The sequence below is a fragment of the Paenibacillus sp. NFR01 genome (assembly GCF_900111565.1).
GTDB lineage: Bacteria > Bacillota > Bacilli > Paenibacillales > Paenibacillaceae > Paenibacillus_AQ.
On record NZ_FOIK01000004.1, the window covers coordinates 323,364 to 343,304 of the forward strand.

15 protein-coding genes are annotated in these 19,941 nt (G+C 55.3%); 5 read left to right on the forward strand and 10 right to left on the reverse strand.

Annotated features, from left to right (window positions below; genetic code table 11):
• Positions 1-32: 32 nt before the first annotated feature.
• The 5 genes from BMW84_RS18775 to uxuA all read right to left on the reverse strand — a co-directional run bounded on the left by BMW84_RS18775 (position 33) and on the right by uxuA (position 7,165).
• Entirely contained in the window at positions 33-749 is a 717-nt protein-coding gene (locus tag BMW84_RS18775) for a DUF3153 domain-containing protein (protein WP_091071028.1), read from the reverse strand.
• Positions 750-771: 22 nt separating this feature from the next.
• Positions 772-2,598, reverse strand: coding sequence for an APC family permease (locus BMW84_RS18780; RefSeq protein WP_091071030.1), 1,827 nt, complete (start codon positions 2,596-2,598; stop codon positions 772-774).
• Between the two features lie 465 nt (positions 2,599-3,063).
• Entirely contained in the window at positions 3,064-4,452 is a 1,389-nt protein-coding gene (uxaC, locus tag BMW84_RS18785) for a glucuronate isomerase (RefSeq protein ID WP_091071194.1), read from the reverse strand.
• Positions 4,453-4,471: 19 nt separating this feature from the next.
• On the reverse strand, positions 4,472-6,088 hold the full coding sequence (locus tag BMW84_RS18790) for a mannitol dehydrogenase family protein (RefSeq protein ID WP_091071031.1): 1,617 nt from the start codon (positions 6,086-6,088) through the stop codon (positions 4,472-4,474).
• On the reverse strand, positions 6,089-7,165 hold the full coding sequence (gene uxuA, locus BMW84_RS18795) for a mannonate dehydratase (RefSeq protein WP_091071033.1): 1,077 nt from the start codon (positions 7,163-7,165) through the stop codon (positions 6,089-6,091).
• A 249-nt stretch (positions 7,166-7,414) separates the two neighbouring features.
• On the opposite strand from uxuA, the gene BMW84_RS18800 reads away from it, so the two are divergent.
• A complete protein-coding gene (locus BMW84_RS18800; protein WP_091071034.1) occupies positions 7,415-8,068 on the forward strand; it encodes a GntR family transcriptional regulator in 654 nt (217 codons plus the stop codon).
• An 82-nt stretch (positions 8,069-8,150) separates the two neighbouring features.
• Here BMW84_RS18800 and BMW84_RS18805 read toward each other — a convergent pair whose 3' ends face one another.
• On the reverse strand, positions 8,151-8,993 hold the full coding sequence (locus BMW84_RS18805) for an AraC family transcriptional regulator (protein WP_091071036.1): 843 nt from the start codon (positions 8,991-8,993) through the stop codon (positions 8,151-8,153).
• 188 nt (positions 8,994-9,181) lie between these two features.
• On the opposite strand from BMW84_RS18805, the gene BMW84_RS18810 reads away from it, so the two are divergent.
• The gene (locus BMW84_RS18810; RefSeq protein WP_091071037.1) at positions 9,182-11,473 is read left to right on the forward strand and encodes a glycoside hydrolase family 127 protein; all 2,292 of its coding nucleotides are present in this window, start codon (positions 9,182-9,184) and stop codon (positions 11,471-11,473) included.
• A gap of 129 nt (positions 11,474-11,602) precedes the next feature.
• On the opposite strand, the gene BMW84_RS18815 is transcribed toward BMW84_RS18810, so the two are convergent.
• Entirely contained in the window at positions 11,603-12,397 is a 795-nt protein-coding gene (locus BMW84_RS18815) for a helix-turn-helix transcriptional regulator (RefSeq protein ID WP_091071040.1), read from the reverse strand.
• A 154-nt stretch (positions 12,398-12,551) separates the two neighbouring features.
• On the opposite strand from BMW84_RS18815, the gene BMW84_RS18820 reads away from it, so the two are divergent.
• From BMW84_RS18820 to BMW84_RS18830, 3 genes are read left to right on the forward strand one after another with little or no spacing between them, the layout of a single operon-like run.
• Positions 12,552-13,469, forward strand: a complete 918-nt coding sequence (locus BMW84_RS18820; RefSeq protein ID WP_091071042.1) for an ABC transporter permease subunit — start codon at positions 12,552-12,554, stop codon at positions 13,467-13,469.
• Positions 13,466-14,425: a carbohydrate ABC transporter permease gene (locus tag BMW84_RS18825; protein WP_217646143.1), complete on the forward strand. Its 960-nt coding sequence runs from the start codon at positions 13,466-13,468 to the stop codon at positions 14,423-14,425. Before BMW84_RS18820 ends, BMW84_RS18825 begins: the two co-directional genes overlap by 4 nt.
• 49 nt (positions 14,426-14,474) lie before the next feature.
• On the forward strand, positions 14,475-16,256 hold the full coding sequence (locus BMW84_RS18830) for an extracellular solute-binding protein (protein WP_175498898.1): 1,782 nt from the start codon (positions 14,475-14,477) through the stop codon (positions 16,254-16,256).
• A 68-nt stretch (positions 16,257-16,324) separates the two neighbouring features.
• Here the strand turns inward: BMW84_RS18830 and BMW84_RS18835 are convergent, their stop codons facing one another.
• Genes BMW84_RS18835 through BMW84_RS18845 form a run of 3 tightly spaced genes read right to left on the reverse strand, consistent with a single transcriptional unit; the run spans position 16,325 to position 19,931 of the window.
• The gene (locus tag BMW84_RS18835) at positions 16,325-17,554 is read right to left on the reverse strand and encodes an SGNH/GDSL hydrolase family protein (RefSeq protein WP_254773041.1); all 1,230 of its coding nucleotides are present in this window, start codon (positions 17,552-17,554) and stop codon (positions 16,325-16,327) included.
• A 39-nt stretch (positions 17,555-17,593) separates the two neighbouring features.
• Positions 17,594-18,385, reverse strand: coding sequence for an alpha/beta hydrolase (locus tag BMW84_RS18840; RefSeq protein ID WP_091071046.1), 792 nt, complete (start codon positions 18,383-18,385; stop codon positions 17,594-17,596).
• A complete protein-coding gene (locus BMW84_RS18845) occupies positions 18,372-19,931 on the reverse strand; it encodes a carboxylesterase/lipase family protein (RefSeq protein WP_091071048.1) in 1,560 nt (519 codons plus the stop codon). The genes BMW84_RS18840 and BMW84_RS18845 overlap by 14 nt, the downstream gene beginning before the upstream one ends.
• Positions 19,932-19,941 lie beyond the last annotated feature (10 nt).

A 19,941-nucleotide genomic window follows, 5' to 3' on the forward strand; every position in this document is an offset into this window, starting at 1 on the left:
GGTCGTGGAGCTGTCTTTTTTGCATCGGCAAATCATTCCGGAGTCCCGCGGCGGCGTCTGCGGGAGCGCACAATCCAGAGGATAACCGCCGCCAGTACAGCAACGATCACCGCAGCTGCGATTGCGATATTCCTTACGTTCGGCACATACACGCTCAGTTCGATGGGCTGCGGATCAGCCAGCGCGATATGCCAGGTCAGCGTGTTTCCGCTTTGGCTGTCCGCATTGTTCGGGCCGTACAGATCGAGCGGCAGCGTCAGCTTGAAATCAAAGGCCAGCGTCCGCACCAGCAGCTTGGCAAGCGGGTTGTCGGACCATTGGCCTGCCGCTTTCTCCAGCATGCCGGTGTAGGCATCCAGCTTGGGCGTCACCGCGACCCGGTATTGGGTGTACAACCAGCGACGGTCCTGCTGCACGTCGGCATCGGCGATATTCAGTCCTTCGATGCCGGCCCCTAGCTGCAGATCCCGCACCGAAGCATAGGATTTGGCGAAGCGGTACTCCACCGTATCGCCATTTCGGGTCTGCTGAAGCGCGATTCCGGCAGCGGCCAGCTTGTCCTCCAGCTTATCTACCGCGCTGCCCGCAAGCGCCGCCGTCTTGGAATCGACGCGCAGCGAAGCGGCAAGCTCCAGGCCGCCGTCCCGCTTCACCGTCACCTGCGCCGTCGCCTGGGCACAGGCAGTGAGCAGCTGCAGCGCCAGCAGACACAGGAGCAGGACCGCCCAGCCTGACGATTTTCGTTTCAAGGCAGCCCCTCCTTGGTCCGGATTATTTTTTTAAATGATAAGGTACAGTGGTAATGATGACATTTCGACGATACAACAAATGCGTGCGGATGAGCAAGCTCGACTGGTTATGCAAAATATTATGCCAGCCCTTCTTCGGAATGAACTGCGGCACGATGACCGTGACCTGATAGTTCGATTCGCCGGCTTTGCGCTGCACGGTATCGATGAATTTGATCAGCGGATGGATGATGCTGCGATATGGCGAATACAGCGTCACCAGCCGGACTTCGGGATGGAATTTCTCCCATTTTTCTTCAAACACATGCTCGTCGCCCCGCTCGAATGGCACATGCACGGCAATAATCTGCTGCGGCGACAGCGACTGGGCATAACGCAGGGAGTTCTCGACTACATTGGTAATCCCGGCCACGGGCAGAATAATCACATTGCCTTCGATGTTAAGCGGAGGCTCGCAGGTTGTGACCCGAAGCTGGTCGGCCACGGCCTCGTAATGCTTGTGGATCCGGTAAAACAGCAGAATAATGAGCGGCAGGAAGATCAGCACCGGCCAAACTTGCGGAAACTTGGTCAGGAAAAACATCATCGCCACCACGAAGCTGATCAGCGCGCCCAGCGTGTTGATAATGAATTTGCCGAGCCAGCCTTCCGGCTTCTGCCGGATCCATTTCAGCATCATCCCGGTCTGCGACAGGGTAAACGGAATAAAGACGCCGACGGCATACAGCGGAATCAGATGCTCGGTCTGGCCTTTAAACGCCACGATCAGCACGATGGACAACACACCGAGGATGACGATCCCGTTCGAATACCCGAGCCGGTCGCCCCGCACCGTAAACATCCGCGGGATGAATTTATCCTTCGCCAGATTGACCGCCAGCAGCGGGAATGCGGAATACCCGGTATTTGCCGCGAGCACGAGGATAAGCGCCGTTGTACCTTGTATGAAGAAATACATGAAGTTCCGCCCGAACACCGTTTCGGCGATTTCGGAGACAACCGTCACTTCTGCGTTCGGAACGATCCCGAAATAATAGGCTAAAAAGACGATGCCGGAAAAAAGCCCGCCCAGCAGCATTCCCATGGCGGCCAGCGTTTTGGCGGCGTTGACCGGGGCCGGATGCCTGAAGTTGGGAATGGCGTTGGAAATGGCCTCGACCCCGGTCAGCGCCGAGCTGCCCGAGGCGAACGCCCGCAGCAGCAGGAACAGCGTAATGCCGGCCACCGGCGTGCCAAGCGGCGTATGCAGGCCCTCCGGAACGTCGCCGCTGAGGATTTTGATGATTCCGACGCCTATCATTACAAATACGGCAAGCACAAACAAATACACGGGGTACGCCAGAAATGAGGCCGATTCCGTCACCCCGCGCAAATTCAGCGTCGTGATCAGCACAACAAAAAAGACCGCAATGCCGACGTTATACGGATGCAGACTTTGGAAAGCGGAAGTGATGGCATCCGTTCCCGCGGACACACTTACCGCTACGGTCAATATATAATCGACAAGCAGCGAACCGCCGGCGATGAGGCCGGGGTACTTGCCCAGATTTTCCTTCGATACCACGTACGCGCCCCCGCCATGCGGATAAGCGTGAATGATCTGCCGGTAGGACAGCACCAGCGCAAACAATAAGACCAGAACGCCGACTCCGATCGGAATCGAATACCAGAAGGCGGCCGCGCCGACCGTTATCAGCACCAGCAGGATTTGTTCCGGACCGTAAGCGACGGACGAAAGGGCGTCGGAGGACAGGATGGCCAATGCCTTGATTTTGTTCAGCTTCTGTTCACCGAGTTGTTCCGATTTGAGCGGTCTGCCGATCAGCAGACGTTTTAAAGATGACAGCATGATTCCTTCACCCGACTTTTTTTAGTTATATTACCCCTCCAGGGGCAGAATAATCTCGACTCCTATTATACGCGCTTGGTTCATCTTGGAAACAAAAAAATCATAGTGGCGAATGCGGGATACAGGCTACGATTCACCATAAGTATTTTTCCATTTTTTACTTATATTGAATCTTGGGGAATGTGCTGTGGCTGCCCCTCGCTAACGGACATGAGCGCCGTTATTTTGAGAAAAACGGCCATTTCCCTCAGCTAAAGGACACCAGCGCCGTTATTTTCCCATTTCGGGTGGTTTTCAGTCGAATTCATAAAAATAACGGCCCTCAGGTCCGTTATTTTGGGAAATAATGTGTTTTCCAGTGAATAGAGGCTCTCAGGTCCGTTAGAAGCCCCTAAAAAAGCGGAAGGCCTGCGCCCCTAAACGAGCGCTGACCTTCCGCTTTATAAGCCGACGATAAGTTTTTCTCTAGAAACCGAAGTACGCTTTCGCATTGTTGTACGAAATATCCTGCACAAGCGCGCCGAGCTGCCCGTAATCCTCTGGATATTCGCCGTTCTCTACCCAGGTGCCGATCAGGTTACACAGAATGCGCCGGAAATACTCATGCCGCGTATACGACAGGAAGCTGCGCGAATCGGTCAGCATGCCGACGAATTTGCCCAGCAGCCCGAGTTCGGCGAGCGCCTTCAGCTGGCGGATCATGCCTTCCTTCGTATCGTTGAACCACCAGCCGGAACCGAGCTGGATTTTGCCGGGAATGCCTTCCCCCTGAAAAGCGCCGATCAGCGTGCCCAGCACGTGATTGTCGCGCGGATTCAGCGAATACAGAATAGTCTTGGACAGCGCATCTTGCTGCTCCAAAGCATCCAGCAGTCCGCCCAGCGGCCCGGCAAGCAGGCTGTCGTTCATCGTATCGTAGCCGGTATCGGGGCCGAGCTGCTTGAACATCACCGTGTTGTTGTTGCGTGCGGCGTTGATATGGTACTGCATCGCCCAGCCGTGCGCCTTGTACAGCTTGCCCAGGAACAGCAGCAGATGGGTTTTGTACCGCTGCTCGTCTTCCCGGCTGACCCGGCTGCCCGCTGCCGCGCGGCTGAAGATCTCCGCGGCTTCCTCCGCCGTCGCCGGTGCAAACGGCACCTCGCTCAGCGCATGGTCGGAGACGCGGCAGCCCGCCTGGTGGAAGAACGCCACCCGGCTCTCCAGCGCATCCAGCAGCAGCCCGTAGCTGACGATACCCTTGCCGCACGCTTCGCCAAGCTGCGCCAGCCAGGCCGGGAAGCCCGGATGGTTCAGCTCCAGCGCTTTGTCCGGCCGGAACGAAGGCAGCACTTTCGTCGCGAAAGAGGCGTCTTCCTTCAGCTTCAGATGGTATTCCAGACTATCCGCCGGATCGTCCGTGGTACAGATGACCTGTACTCCGGATTTCGTGATCAGCTCCCTGACCCCGAAGGCCGGCCCGTTCAGCTTGGCGTTGGCCTGTTCCCAAATGGAAGCCGCCGTCTGCTCGTTCAACACTGCGTCAATGCCGAAATAACGGCGCAGTTCGAGATGCGACCAATGGTACAGCGGATTCCCGATCGCTGCCGGCAGCGTCCGGGCAAAGGCATGAAACTTCTCTTCATCCGATCCGTCGCCGGTTATGAAGCGTTCGTCGATGCCGAAGGCGCGCATCGCGCGCCACTTGTAATGATCCCCGTACAGCCAGACCTCGGTAATATTGCGGTAGGTTTTATTTTCGTAAATTTCCTGCGGGCTTAAGTGGCAATGGTAGTCGATGATCGGCATCGGCGCCGCATACTCCTGGTACAGCTTCTCCGCCACGGCATTCTCCAGCATAAACCCTTCATCCATAAACGCTTTTGCCACTGCTTTACACCCCGGCTTTCACGTATTTATCCAGCGTTCTGCGCACGGCCCCCGGACCGGCCAGCAGCTCGTGGAACATGTCCTCGATCTTCCGCCCGAGACCGATCTCATACAGCTTCACACCGAAGAGCGCTTCATCTTCAAGAATCGCCCGCACATTCGAAGCAGTGTCGCCGAGCGCTGCGCCTTGCAGCCGGGCTTGCAGCGATTCCAGCAGCGGATCGGGGCTGAGCGCAAACGGCTGGCCTGCATCGTCTACGCCAAGCAGATAACGGCACCACACAGCGATCGCCAGCGGAATGGCGGTAAGCCGAGCCGGATCGAGGTCCTCCCTGCGGACATACGATTTGATCGTCTCGCCAAAGCGGATACCGACCTTCTGCGACGTATCGGTAGCGATCCGCTGCGGCGTATCCGGGATGAACGGATTGGCGAACCGCTCCTGCAGCACTTCGTCCAGGAACTGTTTCGGGCGGATGATGCCTGGATCAACGACGACCGGGAGCCCTTCCTTGTAGCCGATGATCTCCACCAGACCGCGCAGCGTATCGTCTTTCATCTCGTCGGCAATCAAGGTATAGCCGAGCAGACAGCCGGACACAGCCAGCGCGGTATGCAGCGGATTAAGGCAAGTGGTCACTTTCATGGTCTCAATCTTGTTGACCGTCTCGCGGTCGGTAAAGATGATGCCCGCTTCCTCAAGCTTCGGACGGCCGTTCGTGAATTTGTCTTCAATGACCAGATATTCGCTGATCTCGGCGTTAACGAACGGAGCGGTGTACGTGTTCTTCGACGTCACGATCACATCCATGTCCGTGATGCCCTGCTTCAGCAGCTCCGCCTGTACAGCTTCGGATGGGCGCGGCGTGATTTTATCGATCATGGACAGCGGGAAAGTGATTTTGGACTCGTCCTCCAGATAGTCCACGAATCCCGCTTCGACGAACCCTTTCGCCGCCCATTCCTTCGCCATCGTCACGACGCCGTTCTTCAGCTTGTCGCCGTTATGCGAGCAGTTGTCCATGCTGACAAAGGTCATCGGGTATTGCCCTTTCACGTATCTGCGGTAAGCCAGCGCCGCAACCACGCTCATCGCATGGACGGCCGTATCCGGCCCGCCGGCGATATCCTTGTCCACGATGCCGAGATACTCGCCGTTTGGCCCGGTCAGCGAGTAGCCTTTTTCCGTAATCGTAAAGCTGGCCATTTGAAGCGACGGGTTCTCGAAGATTTCTGTCAGGCGCCGGTAGTCCGCATCGCGGCTCTTGCCCGCGGCCAGTCCTTCGACGATGCTGCTGACGATTTTTTTATGGAACTCGCCGTTCGCCGACATCAGCACCAGCAGCGTCAGGTTGTCGTACGGCTTATACACCTTGTCGATCATTTCAAAATCGAACGTTTCCGCCGCGACGATCCCCGTATCGGCGATGCCGCCGTCCAGCAGCTTCTGATGGGCATTGGCTACAAACCCGCGAAAAATATTGCCCGCGCCGAAGTGGACCCACTGCGGGTTACTGCGCGTATTCTCCGCCACCTGTGCGTAGTCGAATTCCGGCAGCTTGACGCCCGCCGCCGTCCAGGCGGCCTTCTCTTGCAGACTGTTTCTGGTCAGGCGCAGCATTCAGTTCACCCCCTTGGTGTTCTCCAGGCTGTCCCACACGCCGAGCAAATACATGATGCCGAGCGCGCGGTCGTAGAGGCCGTATCCCGGACGGCAGTTTTTCTCCTCGCCCCACAGATGGCGGCCGTGGTCCGGACGGACATAACCGGTGTACCCGTTCTCGAAATACGCCTTAACGACTTCCGGCACATCGACGCTGCCGTCGCGGCCGCGATGCGACACTTCAATGAAATCGCCGTTCTCGAACACCTTGACGTTGCGGATATGGGCAAAATAAATGCGGTCATGGAATTCGCGGATCATCGCCGGCAGATCGTTCTCCGGGTTCGTGCCGAGCGAGCCGGTGCAGAAGGTCAGCCCGTTATACGGGCTTGGCACCATGTCCAGGAAGCGGCGGATCGTATCGCGGCTGCGGATGATGCGCGGCAGGCCGAAGATCGGCCAGGCCGGATCGTCAGGGTGGATCGCCATCTTGATGTCAACCTCTTCGCATACCGGAATGATGCGCTCCAGGAAATACTTCAGGTTCTCGAACAATTTATCTTCGGTCACGTCGGCATACGCAGCGAACAGCTCATCCAGTCTTGCCAGCCGCTCCGGCTCCCAGCCCGGCATCGTGAATTGTCCGGCGCCTTGCAGAATGCGGTCGACCATCTCCCGCGGGTTGTCGGTAATGGCCGCTTTTTCATAAAATAAGGCGTTGGAGCCGTCCGGCAATTCCTTGTACAGCTCGGTGCGCGTCCAGTCGAATACCGGCATGAAGTTGTAGCAGATGACTTTAACGCCGACTTTGGCCAGCTTGCGGATCGTATCGATATAAATATCGATATACTTGTCGCGGGTCGGCAGGCCGATCTTGATGTCGTCATGCACGTTGACGCTTTCCACGACGGCAGTGCTAAAACCCTTGGCCGTAATCTGGTCGGCAACCTCTTGAATCCGTTCCATCTCCCAGACCTCGCCCGCCACTTTATCGTGCAGCGACCATACGATGCCCATTACCCCCGGAATTTGCCGCACATGATCGAGCGTAATGTTGTCGTTGCCTTCCCCGTACCATCTCCACGTCATATTCATGCCTGTTGTCCTCCTCCATAGTCGCCTGTATGTTGTATACAAGATTTAAATCGATCATAAAATAGCGCTATCTTTTTGTCAACAAATTCTGCCCTGAAATCAGTAAAGGCTTAAAAACGACGCGTTATGTGGCGACATTTCCTTTTAAAACGTCATGGATTTGATGTATACTAGCAGGTAGGATCGATTATCCACCTTTTATGTAACGGTCTTGTTTTTTGAAAAAATACATGTCGTGGAGCCTAAGTTATGTCCATTAAAGAAGAAATTCTGCAGTCGCTGAAAACCGAAATTTTGAATCTGACGCTGAAGCCCGGCGCGATTTTGAGCGAAACCGTGTTGTCCGAGCGCTTTCAAATCTCCAGAACGCCGCTGCGGGACGTGCTCAAGCAGCTTTCGCTGGAGTCCTACATCGATATTTATCCGAAAAAGGGCAATCTCGTCTCTTTTATCGATCTCGAATCGGTCGAGCAGATCATCTATCTCCGCAGCGTGCTGGAGAAGGAAATCATCCGCAGCCTGTGCGGCAACCTGTCCGTCAAAGGCATTCTGGAGCTTAAGGAAATTGTGGAGAAGCAGCGGGCGGCGATGCGCGGGGAAGATGTGCTGGAGCCGTTCCTGGCCTGGGACGACGCCTTTCACAAAACGATGTTCAAGCTGGCCGGCCGCGAGTTTCTCTGGAACCTGATTCAGCAGTCGAATGTGCATTACGTGCGGTACCGCCGGCTGCATATGCTGAAACGGGAGAAGCTGGAGGGCATCGTCGCCGAGCATCGGTTCATCCTCGATTTCATGCTGGGGCAGGAGAGCGGCAACATCGAGGAGATGGTGCAGCATCATCTGCGCGACGACATCAATTCCCGGTATTTGCAGGACAATTTTGCGGAATACATCAAAAGTTAACACACGGCAGCCCCGCGGCTTCCGCTCAATGAGCGCTGGCTGCGGGGCTGCTTATTTTTCCAGCCACAACTGGTATACAAGATCAATGGTTCACGAGACGGCCGGCATAAGCGTTCCGGTATTCCGTTGGCGTCAGTCCGGTGGCTTTCTTGAACGACTTCATGAAGGGATGGCTGTCGGGATAGCCGAGCTGCTCCGCGATCTCCGTAACCTTACGGTTCGTGTCCGCAAGCAGGAATTTGGCGGTCTCCATTTTTTGCTGGACGAGGTACTGCTTGAGCGTGATCCCCGATATCGATGCGAACAATGCGGATAAGTGCTTCGGATTGTAGCCGAAATGCTCCCCGATCTCGCTGACCTTCAGAGGCTCCCGCCTCCGCCATTTAATATAATCGATGACATCGTTATAGAGCTGCTGCTTGGCCTGATTTTTGGACGGGGTTTGCCGGCGGAACATCTGGTTGTACAGCTCGCACAGAGTCGCCGTGGTCAAATAGTCGTTCAGCGTCTTTTCCCGGTACGAACGTACGGAATCCTGAAGCTGCTTCAGCATAACGGCCATCTTATCCAGGCTGCGCAGCTCGCCCATCCGCGGAAGCACGATAACGCCTTCTTCGTACCGGTGCTCTTCCTCCCCCAGTTCGACTTCCTGCCCGGCGGCATGAAAATGAAGCCAATAAAAGCTGCACTCGGACTCCCGGTAACCGAACTGCAGGGTATGCGGCGGCATCAGCAAATATTCTCCCACGTTTACGTCCAGCCGCTCCGTGCCGTTTGAAAGATAAAGGGTTCCCTCGGTCGGGACAAACAGCTCATATTCCCTGAGTGTCCGCGACAAATGGGTCCAGCCCGGTCCCTTCGTAACGAACTTGCCGGTCATGGCCATTTCCACGGGCCGCTCCAGCTGGAATCGGTAAGCAAGCATGATCCGTATTTCCTCCTTTTTCACACATTTAACTCCCCATAACGTACCAGAAACCCGGCAATGCTTCAATGCAACATCTTCCTTTTTGACACCAAATCGAACCTTCTGTTATTTACGGTAGACTGCGGCCCGCGCTACGCTTGTAAGGGCTTTAATGACGGGAAAATACGGAAGGGGTATGAACGAAAATGAAGGAGCAGAAGCTGAAGCAGCATCCGCTGAACGATTTTGCGCTGGACCGGGTCCAGCTTACGGCGGAATATCAGGGCAATGCCTTTGCAAGGGAGCTGGATTATTTGCTCAGCTACGTGCCGGACCGGCTGCTGGCCGGGTTTCGCGAGGTAGCCGGGATGAAGCCGAAAGCGAAAATTTATCCGGGATGGGAAAATACCGAAATCCGCGGCCACACGCTCGGCCACTATCTGAAAGCATGCGCGCAGGCCTATGCGCAGAGCCGGAATGAAGAGATCTACGCGAAGCTGGAATATCTCCTTCAGGAGCTGGCGGCCTGCCAGCTGGACAGCGGCTATTTGTCGGCGTTTCCGGAAACGCTCATCGACAATGTCGAGCAGAAGCGGCCGGCTTGGGTGCCATGGTACACGATGCACAAGATCATTGCCGGCCTGATCGCCGTCCATGAAGCGACGGGACTGCAAACCGCATTTGCCATCGTGAGCAGGCTGGGCGACTGGGTCGCGGATCGCACCTCGGGCTGGGACGATGAGATGCAGGCCACCGTGCTGGCCGTGGAGTACGGCGGGATGAACGACTGTCTGTACGATCTGTATAAAATCACCGGGAATCCCCGCCATCTGGAGGCCGCGCACCAGTTCGACGAGCTGCCGCTGTTCCAGGCCGTTTACGAGGGCAAGGATGTACTCCAGGGCAAACATGCCAATACGATGATTCCCAAGTTCGTCGGCGCGCTGAACCGCTATTTAACGCTGGGCGAAAGCGAAAGCTTCTATTACGAAGCAGCCCGCCGCTTCTGGGATACGGTCGTATACCATCATTCCTACATGACCGGGGGCAACAGCGAATCGGAGCATTTCGGGGCGCCTGATCTTCTGGACGCCAAACGCTCCGATATCACCTGCGAAACCTGCAACAGCTATAACATGCTGAAGCTGACCCGCGAGCTGTTCAAGCTGACCCGGGACATCAAATACGCCGACTTTTACGAGACGACGTACGTGAATGCCATCCTCTCGTCGCAGAATCCCGAAACAGGGATGACGATGTACTTCCAGCCGATGGCGACCGGTTATTTCAAGGTGTACAGCTCGCCGTTCAACCATTTCTGGTGCTGCACGGGAACCGGCATGGAGAGCTTCACCAAGCTGAATGACAGCCTGTATTTCCAGCAGGGGCATCATCTTTATCTCAACCAATACATCAGCAGCCGCTTGGACTGGCAGGAACAGCATGCAGTTCTTCAGGTCGCTGCGGATCTTCCGTATTCCGACGAGGTGCGTCTCACGCTCGAACTGCCGGAGGCGGTGGACAGCCGATTGGCACTGCATCTGCGTATTCCGTATTGGGCCCGTACCGGCATATCGGTGACGGTCAACGGTGCAGAAGTGCCGTCAGAGACCGCCGACGGTTATGCGTTGATCGAACGGATCTGGCGGCACGGCGATGAAGTGCGGCTGCGGCTGCCAATGCAGCCGTTTTATTCCCCGCTGCCGGATGCCCCGAATGTGGCCGGCTTCCAATACGGCCCGGTGGTGCTCAGTGCCGCCCTCGGCGCGGAGGATCTCCGCGAATCCCGGACAGGGATTGATGTCTCCATCCCGACAATGCACCGGCCAGTCAAAGATTACATCATTCCGCAAGGCATGACGCCTGAGGAATGGTTCGCCGGTTTCGAGCGGCATTTTGTCCGTCGGGCGGGCGAGCCGCTGGCTTTCGAACTGCGCGGCACCGACGAAGATGAACGTCTCGTCTTCACGCCGCATTACAAGCAGCATCAGGAGCGTTACGGCATTTATTGGCGCTTCCTGGCGCCGGGCTCGTCCGAACTGCAGGCGCATCTGGACCGCAGCGCGCGCGAGCAGCGGCTGCGCGAAGCCACGCTCGACAGCGTTCAGGTCGGCAACGACCAGTACGAGCTGGAGCATCAGGTACAGGGCGAACGGACCTACGCCGGAACCTGGGAAGGCCAAAACGGCCGCCGGGCCGAGGCTGGCGGTTGGTTTAGTTATGCGCTGAAGGTACTGCCGGAGGGTGAAACGACGCTTGCGGCGACGTTCGGCACGGTATGGGACAGCGGCGTTCTGGAGCTTCGCGTGGATGGCCGGACGCTGGCTACCGAAGCCTTTGAAGGCAGCTGGCGGCGCAACTTCCGGGAAGTGCTGTATCCACTGCCGGCGGAATGGACCGAAGGACGCACCGCCGTCACGGTCTCATTTCACGTGACCGGACCGTGGAACGGCATCTATGGCGTGCTGCGGACACTGAGCGCGAAGCACCTTGATTAATCGGCACTGAAAAAGGAAGCCGAGCAGTCATTCTCCATTTGCAGGAGGATTGCTGCTCGGCTTTTTGGGCTTCCTTCCTTTTTCCACAAGTAAGGGTCACGGAGGATGCCGGCAGACCCCCCAGCTTACTTACGGCCTCTCATCTTGAACGGCCTCCGGCTCATCACTGTTCATCTGGAATTTCCGGGGCGAAAGCCCGGTGATTTGCTTGAACTGCCTGCAGAAGTGCTCCACGTTATGATAGCCGCATTGAAAAGAAACTTCGGCCACGCTCAAGGTGTTGTGGAGGAGATACTCCTTAGCCAAACGGATCCGGCTGTTGATGACATCCTCCATGCAGGAGATGCCGAACGTTTTTTTGTAGATGCTCTGCAGATACCCGGGGCTGATCTGCAGGAACTGCGCCATTTTCGAGACATTCCAGCAATCGCCCGGGTCGCTCTGGATGGCCTTGCGAAGCCTTAGCAGATTATAGTACTGGGCTTTGAAGCCTTCATGGAAATAAGACTCCAGCAGTTTATTGAATAGGGTCCGGAGCAAACAATCAATCGACGACTCCTTGTAATCCCGGTTGAAATTGTGCTCGACAATCAAAAGCTCAAACAGCCGGCTGCAATAATCCGGATCATCCAGCGCAAAGGGAATGCCCAGCGGCAGGGATGTCTTGGAAACATAAGACTCATCGGATGAAAACCGGAGCCAGTCGTTGACGTACAAATCGTCGCAGGCCCGGTAAAAAATCTTCTGGTGCGCCCGGTAAAGAATGGCACAATGCGAAGGGTATTCCTTGAGTACTCCGTCTACCCAGAATTGGGCGGGGGTTTTGGTGATGACCAGGAGCCAGCATTGATGCCCTTGGGGAATATCAAAAACAAAATTGCTGTCATGCGTCGCATCCGTTTCCACATAATGGATAATATTCATCCTTATTACCTCCCGCGTCCGAGTATCTAAGCATTGATCAATAACCGGTGAGGATAGGTCATTGTTTGGCTCAAAGTGATATTTTATTATATTTCCATATTACTGAAAGCGCTAACAATACGAGAAGCTTTCTTAGACAGAAGGAGTGGTTCGAATGCGTGTCTCCCCTTATGGCACGAGAAGCTCGATACGGAAATTTCTTTACATCCTGCCCTTCATGGTATTGCTCGGTGTGTTTGCCTACTATCCGCTGTATGGATGGGTGTACTCCTTTTTTGATTATATGCCGCCTATCCCGTTATCCCAGTCGCCGTTTGTCGGTTTCAAATGGTTCCATTCCCTGGTCGAAAATCAGGTCAAGATCGACCAATTGCTGCAGGTCATCAAAAATACGTTCGGCATCAGCGGGCTCGGCATTCTGTTCTCCTGGCTGCCCATGATCTTCGCCATCTTCCTGACGGAAATCAAGGCGGTCCGGTTCCGGAAATTTATTCAGACGGTGACCACCCTTCCCAACTTCATCAGCTGGGTGCTGGTGTACTCCCTGGCCTTCTCCATGTTCTCCAGCGAGGGGATCGTCAACGGCTTTCTGCATCAGATCGGCCTGACCGATTCCCCCATTCTCTTCCTTCAGAATTCGGATCATGTCTGGATCACGCAGTGGGCCTGGGTGACCTGGAAAACGCTCGGCTGGTCGGCCATCCTGTACATTGCCGCAATCATGGGCATCGACGAATCGCTGTATGAAGCCGCTTACGTGGACGGTGCGACAAGAATGCAGGTGATCCGCCACGTGGTACTGCCCAGCATGCTGCCGACTTATTTCGTTCTGCTCATGTTGCAGATTGCCAGCTTCCTCAACAACGGACTGGAGCAATATTTCGTGTTTCAAAATGCCTTTAACAAAGAGAACATCCAGGTTCTCGATCTATACGTCTACAACCTGGCCATGGGCGGCGGCAGCTACTCCGTCTCCGTAGCCATCAGCATGCTGAAAAGCTTGATCAGCGTCGTGCTTCTCTTTTCGGTGAACGGCTTATCCAAATTGCTGAGAGGAGAGAGCATCGTATGAGCGACAATGAAATCGTGCTGGCGCCCAAACCGAAGCGCCGTTTCGCTAAGAAAAGCAAAATGCAGGTCAGCACAACCGACAAGCTGATCATGGTGATCGTCTATGTGCTGTTCTCTCTTTTCACCTTTATTTGCATCTATCCGTTCTACTCGATCATCATCAACACGATCAGCGCCAATGATATCAGCGCCAAAGGCGAAGTCATCTTCCTGCCCAAGCAAATCCATTTCCAGAATTACATCGATGTGTTCAAGATACCTGGATTATGGAATGCCTTTGTCATCTCTTTAGGCAGAACGGTCATCGGCACCTTATTGACGGTCGGCGCTTCCGCATTCCTTGGCTTCATGTTCTCCCAGGAGGATATGTGGGGCAAGAAGTTCTGGTACCGCTTCACGATCATCACCATGTTCTTTAACGCCGGTATCATTCCTTGGTATCTGACCATGCGTTCCTTGCACCTGACCAACAATTTTTTGGCTTATATCCTGCCTTCGGTTGTTGCGCCGTTCTTCATCATCCTGGTCAAAACGTTCGTGGAATCCACGCCCAAGGAGTTGCAGCAGGCGGCCGAAATCGACGGCGCCGGAACGCTGACCATCTTTTTTAAGGTGATTCTGCCGATCAGCAAACCGATTCTCGCGACGGTAGCCATCTTCTCGGCCGTCAATCAGTGGAACTCCTTCCAGGATACGCTGCTGCTGGTGACGGACAGCAAACTGTACAGTCTGCAGTTTATTCTCTACAACTACATCAATCAGGCTAGCTCGTTGTCCACCATGGTCAACCTGCAGAATGCCGGATCGACGGCCATGGCCAGCCTGGCGACCAAGCAGACCACCACGTCGATCCGCATGACCGTAACGATTATCGTGGTTGCGCCGATCCTGCTGGTATATCCGCTGTTCCAGCGCTTTTTCGTAAAGGGAATTATGATCGGGGCGGTCAAGGGGTAATCCCGGCCGCGCCGTTATAATAAAACCACTAAACATATGGGGGATGAATATGCTCAAAACCAGAAACCTGCCCAAAAAGGCGTTGTTTACTCTCGCCGCGTTAACGCTTCTGGGAGCCACCGCAATCAGCGGCTGCAGCAGCAATTCCAACAATTCCAATAATTCCAAGGCATCGGATGCAACCAACGCTTCTGCGGCGCCGGGCACCGGAATCGATCACAGCAAGCCGCTGACGATCACCGTCTTTGACAATGCGGCGAATTATCAGGGAGAGCAGACCGGCTGGTACGGAAAACTGATCAAAGATAAATTCAATATCACCCTGAACATTCTGGCCCCTCAGGTTGCCGGCGACCAGCTCTATAAGACGAGATCGGCTTCGGGCGATCTGGGCGATCTGCTCGTTATCGACAACAGCCAACTGGAAGAGCTGATTCCCGCCGGACTCATTATGGATATTACGGATAAGGTTAAAAACACGGAGTATTTGTCCAAATTCGTGGACCAGCACTTCAAGCCTTTTAACGCCGCCTTTGAAAAAGTAAATCCGGAAGGTAAAATCTACGGCTTGCCGACCTTTGTAGCGGATACCTCGCCGACGACATTCTCGGAAGAAATCCCTTATTCCAGTCCAATCATGCCTTGGGACTATTACAAAGGGATCGGGGCGCCCAAGCTGAACAACCTGACCGACCTGCTGAACGCATTGAAACTGATGCACGAGAAGTATCCCGCCACCCCGGACGGAAAACCCATCGTTCCCATTACCTTGTGGAAAGACTGGGATAACGGAAGCATGGAGAACGTACGCTGGCTGAGCAACTGGTACGGCTTTGAACAGCCCGACGGAACGACAACGATCCAGGTCAATGCCAAAGGCGACATCGTTCCGCTGATCGACGACAACAGCATGTACAAGAAAATTCTCCAATTTTATTTCGACGCCAACCAGATGGGCCTTGTAGACCCCGACTCGCCGTCCCAAGACTGGAACAAGGTGTCCGAGAAGCTGACCAACAAACAAGTGCTCCTGCTGTGGTATTCCTGGCAGCGCGGCTTCTACAACACGATTCAAAGAGGCGAGCAAGGCGACGGGAACGTAGCCGTTCCGATTGGCGACACGCATATCATTCAGAACAGTGACGCTTTTTTCGGCAACGGACGCGTATTCGCCATCGGCGCAAAAGCAAAGAATCCGGACCGCATTATGGAATTCATGGATTGGATGTCTTCTCCGGAAGGACTCCGCTACTACACCAACGGCTTTGAAGGCTTCAACTACGAAAAAACGGCGGACGGCAAATTTAAACTGACCGAAATCGGCCAGACGGCCTTCCAGGAGAATACCCCGGTTCCGGATCAATATGGAGGCGGCGGATATCAGGACGGGCAAAGTAAAATCAACAGCATGATTGTCGGCGATTTTTCGGTCGATCCGGATACCGGCGAATTCTATAACAAGGATTACTGGAGCGCCACAATCGAAGCCAATAAAACGGCGCTTACGACCGATTGGCAGAAGACGTTCGACGCCGTAAACGCTACGGACTATTACCGCAAAAACAATATGATCGACATTGTGCCGAACATCAACACCAGTCTGGGAACCGATTCCTCCGACATCAAGAACAAACGGAGCCAGATCTCCGATTATGTGAAAGACACCTCGTGGAAAATGATCTTCTCCAAAAATCAGGCGGACTTCGATCAGTTATGGACGAAGCTGAAATCCGATCTGGTCGGCCTCGGCTGGAATGACGTCCTTGCCGCAGATACGGAAAAAGCCCAAAAAATCGTTAAACTCCGGGCCGATGCCATGGCAAGCAAATAATAGATAACGGAAGGAGCTGTCACTAAGCAGATCATTGATCTGCTTAGGAGGCAGCTCCGTTTTTTTCGCTAAGAAACATAACCGAAGCCCAGAATCGTAAAGCGCTTCTGTTCATGGCCCACCGCCATCTTGATTTCAACGGTATGTTCGGCGGATTCGGGAGTATCGTAGAGGAGCAGCGCATGGCAGTGCGTCCATTGGATCTTATGGGGATCGGCGGTGCCGACGAGCCTGCCATCCACCCTGATTTCAGCGGTTCCGGCATCGGGAGAAGCCGAATCCTTATAGACCAGGATGAGCCGCCGGCCCGCCAAAGTCACCGTAAACGCCGCATTTCCCGTTTCGCCGGTATGCATCCAGTTATTCGGAAATTGCGGAGAGGCCTGCGCCTGATCATCCATTTCCGCCAGCTGCAGATCGGTATCCGTCTCCGTGAAGCTCCCCTCCGCAATCCGGATGCCGCCGGGCGTATTCAGCCGATCCAGCAGCCGTACATCCGCGAACGCATTGCCGATCACCGGGGGCTTGCGGGTGTCTATCTCCGCGGTATCGAGATCCGAAGCATCCGTAACCCGGAATAACCAGCTCAAAGCATCCGCCATGATCCGGTGTCCGGCGTTCGTCGGATGATAAATATCGTGAAAGAACTGTTTTTTGGTGATGACGCCGCCCTGCGCCCGCGTTCTGTAGAATTGCTCCAGCACGGCGTCCTTGATGCTGACCATGGGCAGCTCATAATGCCAGCCGACAGGAGCCAGCCGGTCCTGCAGGTTCCAGTTATTCTCGAACACGCTGAACAGCAGAATGACCGCGGGATTGTTGGGGCCGTTCAGCGCCTTCAATACGAGACTTTCATAGCAGACGCCTTCCGTCTCGTCATCCGCGTCATTGACGGCAAACTCCACGATCACGATATCGGGCTGAACTGTATCTTCCCGGAGTACATCCCGTTCGTAGCGGACGACCCCCAACTCGGAGGGCGTACCGCCTAGACCGGCTTTTATCAGACGCACATGGGCTGCAGAGTCTCCGGGAACAAACATGTCTTTGAATTGTTCAAAGGAGCTGTACGCATAGCAATGGGTGTGCAGGGGCTCGGCTCCCGCCCCCTGAGTAATCGAGCCGCCGATGTAGGCCAGCGTTACGGGCAATCCGTTTCTGGCTTTAGTTATCGCTGCTTTAAGTCTCCTGTTGTTGCCTTTATACAGGAGCGATTTGGCAATCATCTCCTGATAGGCCGCTGATCCGAAAGGAATGGGGGCTCCATCGTCTTCCGTGTCCTTTAAAGGAACGTTCATGGTTTCACATCCTTTTCGCGTAAAGTAAGCAGGCATCTTTCAGAAGATTCGTTTAGCCAGCTGGTATAATCCGTTCTTCCAGACCGGCCAGTCGTGGTCGCCCGGCTCCTCCAGCCAGAGATGCGGTACGCCCTGTTCCGCTAAATACGCATGGGTCCGGTCGCTGACATATTTCAGCGAATCCTGATCCCCGCAGGAAATCCAGAGCAGGCGGAGCATTTCCGCCGTCTTCAGCGGCTCCGGGGCCAGTAAATGAGGCTCCCTGGTGTTGGGTGCCGGAGAGAATGCCCCCACCCAGGCAAACCTTTCAGGGTGGGAGAGACCGATATTCAGCGCTTGCCCTCCCCCCATCGACAGCCCGGCAAGCCCCCGGTGCATCCGATCCGTATGGACGGAATAATGAGCTTCAATAAAAGGGATTAGCTCCTGGAATAAATCCGTTTCAAACCGTTCAAACGCCTGCAGCTTGTCGGGAGCAAACAGATCGCCTTCCGCTCTGTCGTTCAACATGGCCCGTCCGTTGGGAAACACGACAATCATCGGCTTGAGCAGCCCATCGGCATGCAGGTTATCCAGAATCGTCTGCGGACTGCCATGGGCATACCACTCTTGCTCGTCCCCTCCGATCCCGTGCAGCAGATACAGCACGCCATATTTCTGCACGGCGGAATAACCGGGAGGCGTATAGACCATGGCCTGCCGAATGCCGCCCACCGTTTGCGAGGGGTACTCGACTATCCGGATTGTTCCCCGGTTAATATTGTTCCTTTGGCGGTCATATCCCTCCGGCGGCGGCGCCTGCCAGCCTAACTCCTGATTATCCTTGTCCATGTGGATCCGCTCCCGTCAACAGCATTGGATTTCGCGTATAAAAATCATCGACCAGAAACTGCATAACCTCGCCCGGCGGCTTCTCCTGAAATTCAGCCTGGTCCTTAAAAGCCATGGCGAACGGGGCATCCGCCGTGCACGGCTTCCACCGGGGCATAGCTTGGCCGTTGGCGTCCTGCCCGTTGGGATCCCCTGAAGCGATGAAATTCGCCAGGTAATTGCACATCTGGCGGGCCAGGTCGTAATGCTTGCCTACAAACGGCCTCCAGCATTTCGCGAGCGTTTCGAAATAAAACCACAGATCGACGGAATGAAAGGTGCCGGGATGATCCCATCCCGGAATTTCGGCATCGAAGGTATATGCATACACCGGTGCGGAACGGCCTGAACCGCTGTTGGCCTGAACGGCAACCCGGATGGCGTATTCGATATTGCTCACCGAAGCTTTCTCCAGCATCTCCTTCAGATTCCCTGAATCCGCCCCGCAAAGGCGAAGAAACTGCTGCGCCCTGCCGCCGAATCTTTGGGCAGCCATTGCTTCAAATTCCTCCGCGCTGCCTGCCGCGGGAACACTGACAAATTCATCGGAGGTATTGCCCAGAAGTAGCGGCACGCTGCCGTGCCGGCCCTGGAGCAAGAGCCGATACGGATCTTCCGTACAATACCGGTCATCGATCACCGTCCCCCAAAATTCGCCATACTCCAGCATTTTATCCCGGACGTATGCTGCATCCAGCTTTCTGGCCTGTTCCAGGGTAGATACGCCCAAAAATTCAAAAAATCGACTGCCCTGCTTTTCCGCTTCCTTCAGCGGCTGTTGAAACGGCGGGACGGGATTGTCCGGATACACCGGAAGAAAGAGGCCGCTCATAATGACCGCCCGTTGAAACAGGCCTTCATTTTGCGGAGACGTCAGTTGGCTGAGCACGCTCCCTCCCCCGGCGGATTGCCCGCCGATCGTGATTTGATCCGGGTCCCCTCCAAAGGCGGAAATGTTCCGTTTCACCCACTGCGCGCCGGCCTGCTGGTCCAGATGCCCGAAATTCGCGGGCGCGTCAGGGGATTCCGCGGAAATCTCGGGATGGGCGAGAAACCCGAACACGTTCACGCGGTAATTTACCGTCACCACCACAATCCCCCGCCGGGCGATCCGTTCGCCGTCAAATTCCATTTCGGCGGTGTGGCCGACCTGCAGCCCACCGCCGAAGTACCACACAATTACCGGGAGCTTCTCATCGGGGCTGACAGCCGGGGTCCAGACATTGAGGTACAGGCAATCCTCGTCCATGGGAATAGCCGGATCCACCGCCCACTCCCGTGTGTAAATATTGTTGATATCAATGACAGTCGGCGCCTGCATCGAAATGGGAGCGAACGCATACGCTTCCCGTATTCCCTCCCAATCCTGCGCAGGTTGGGGAGCCCGCCAGCGGTTCTCGCCCACCGGCGGGGCCGCAAACGGGATCCCCTTAAAGCTGGTAATTCGGGGGTCCGCCGCCGGCAGCCCCCTGACCCATCCATTTTCCACGCGCGTTTCCCTTAACATGTCCCCACTC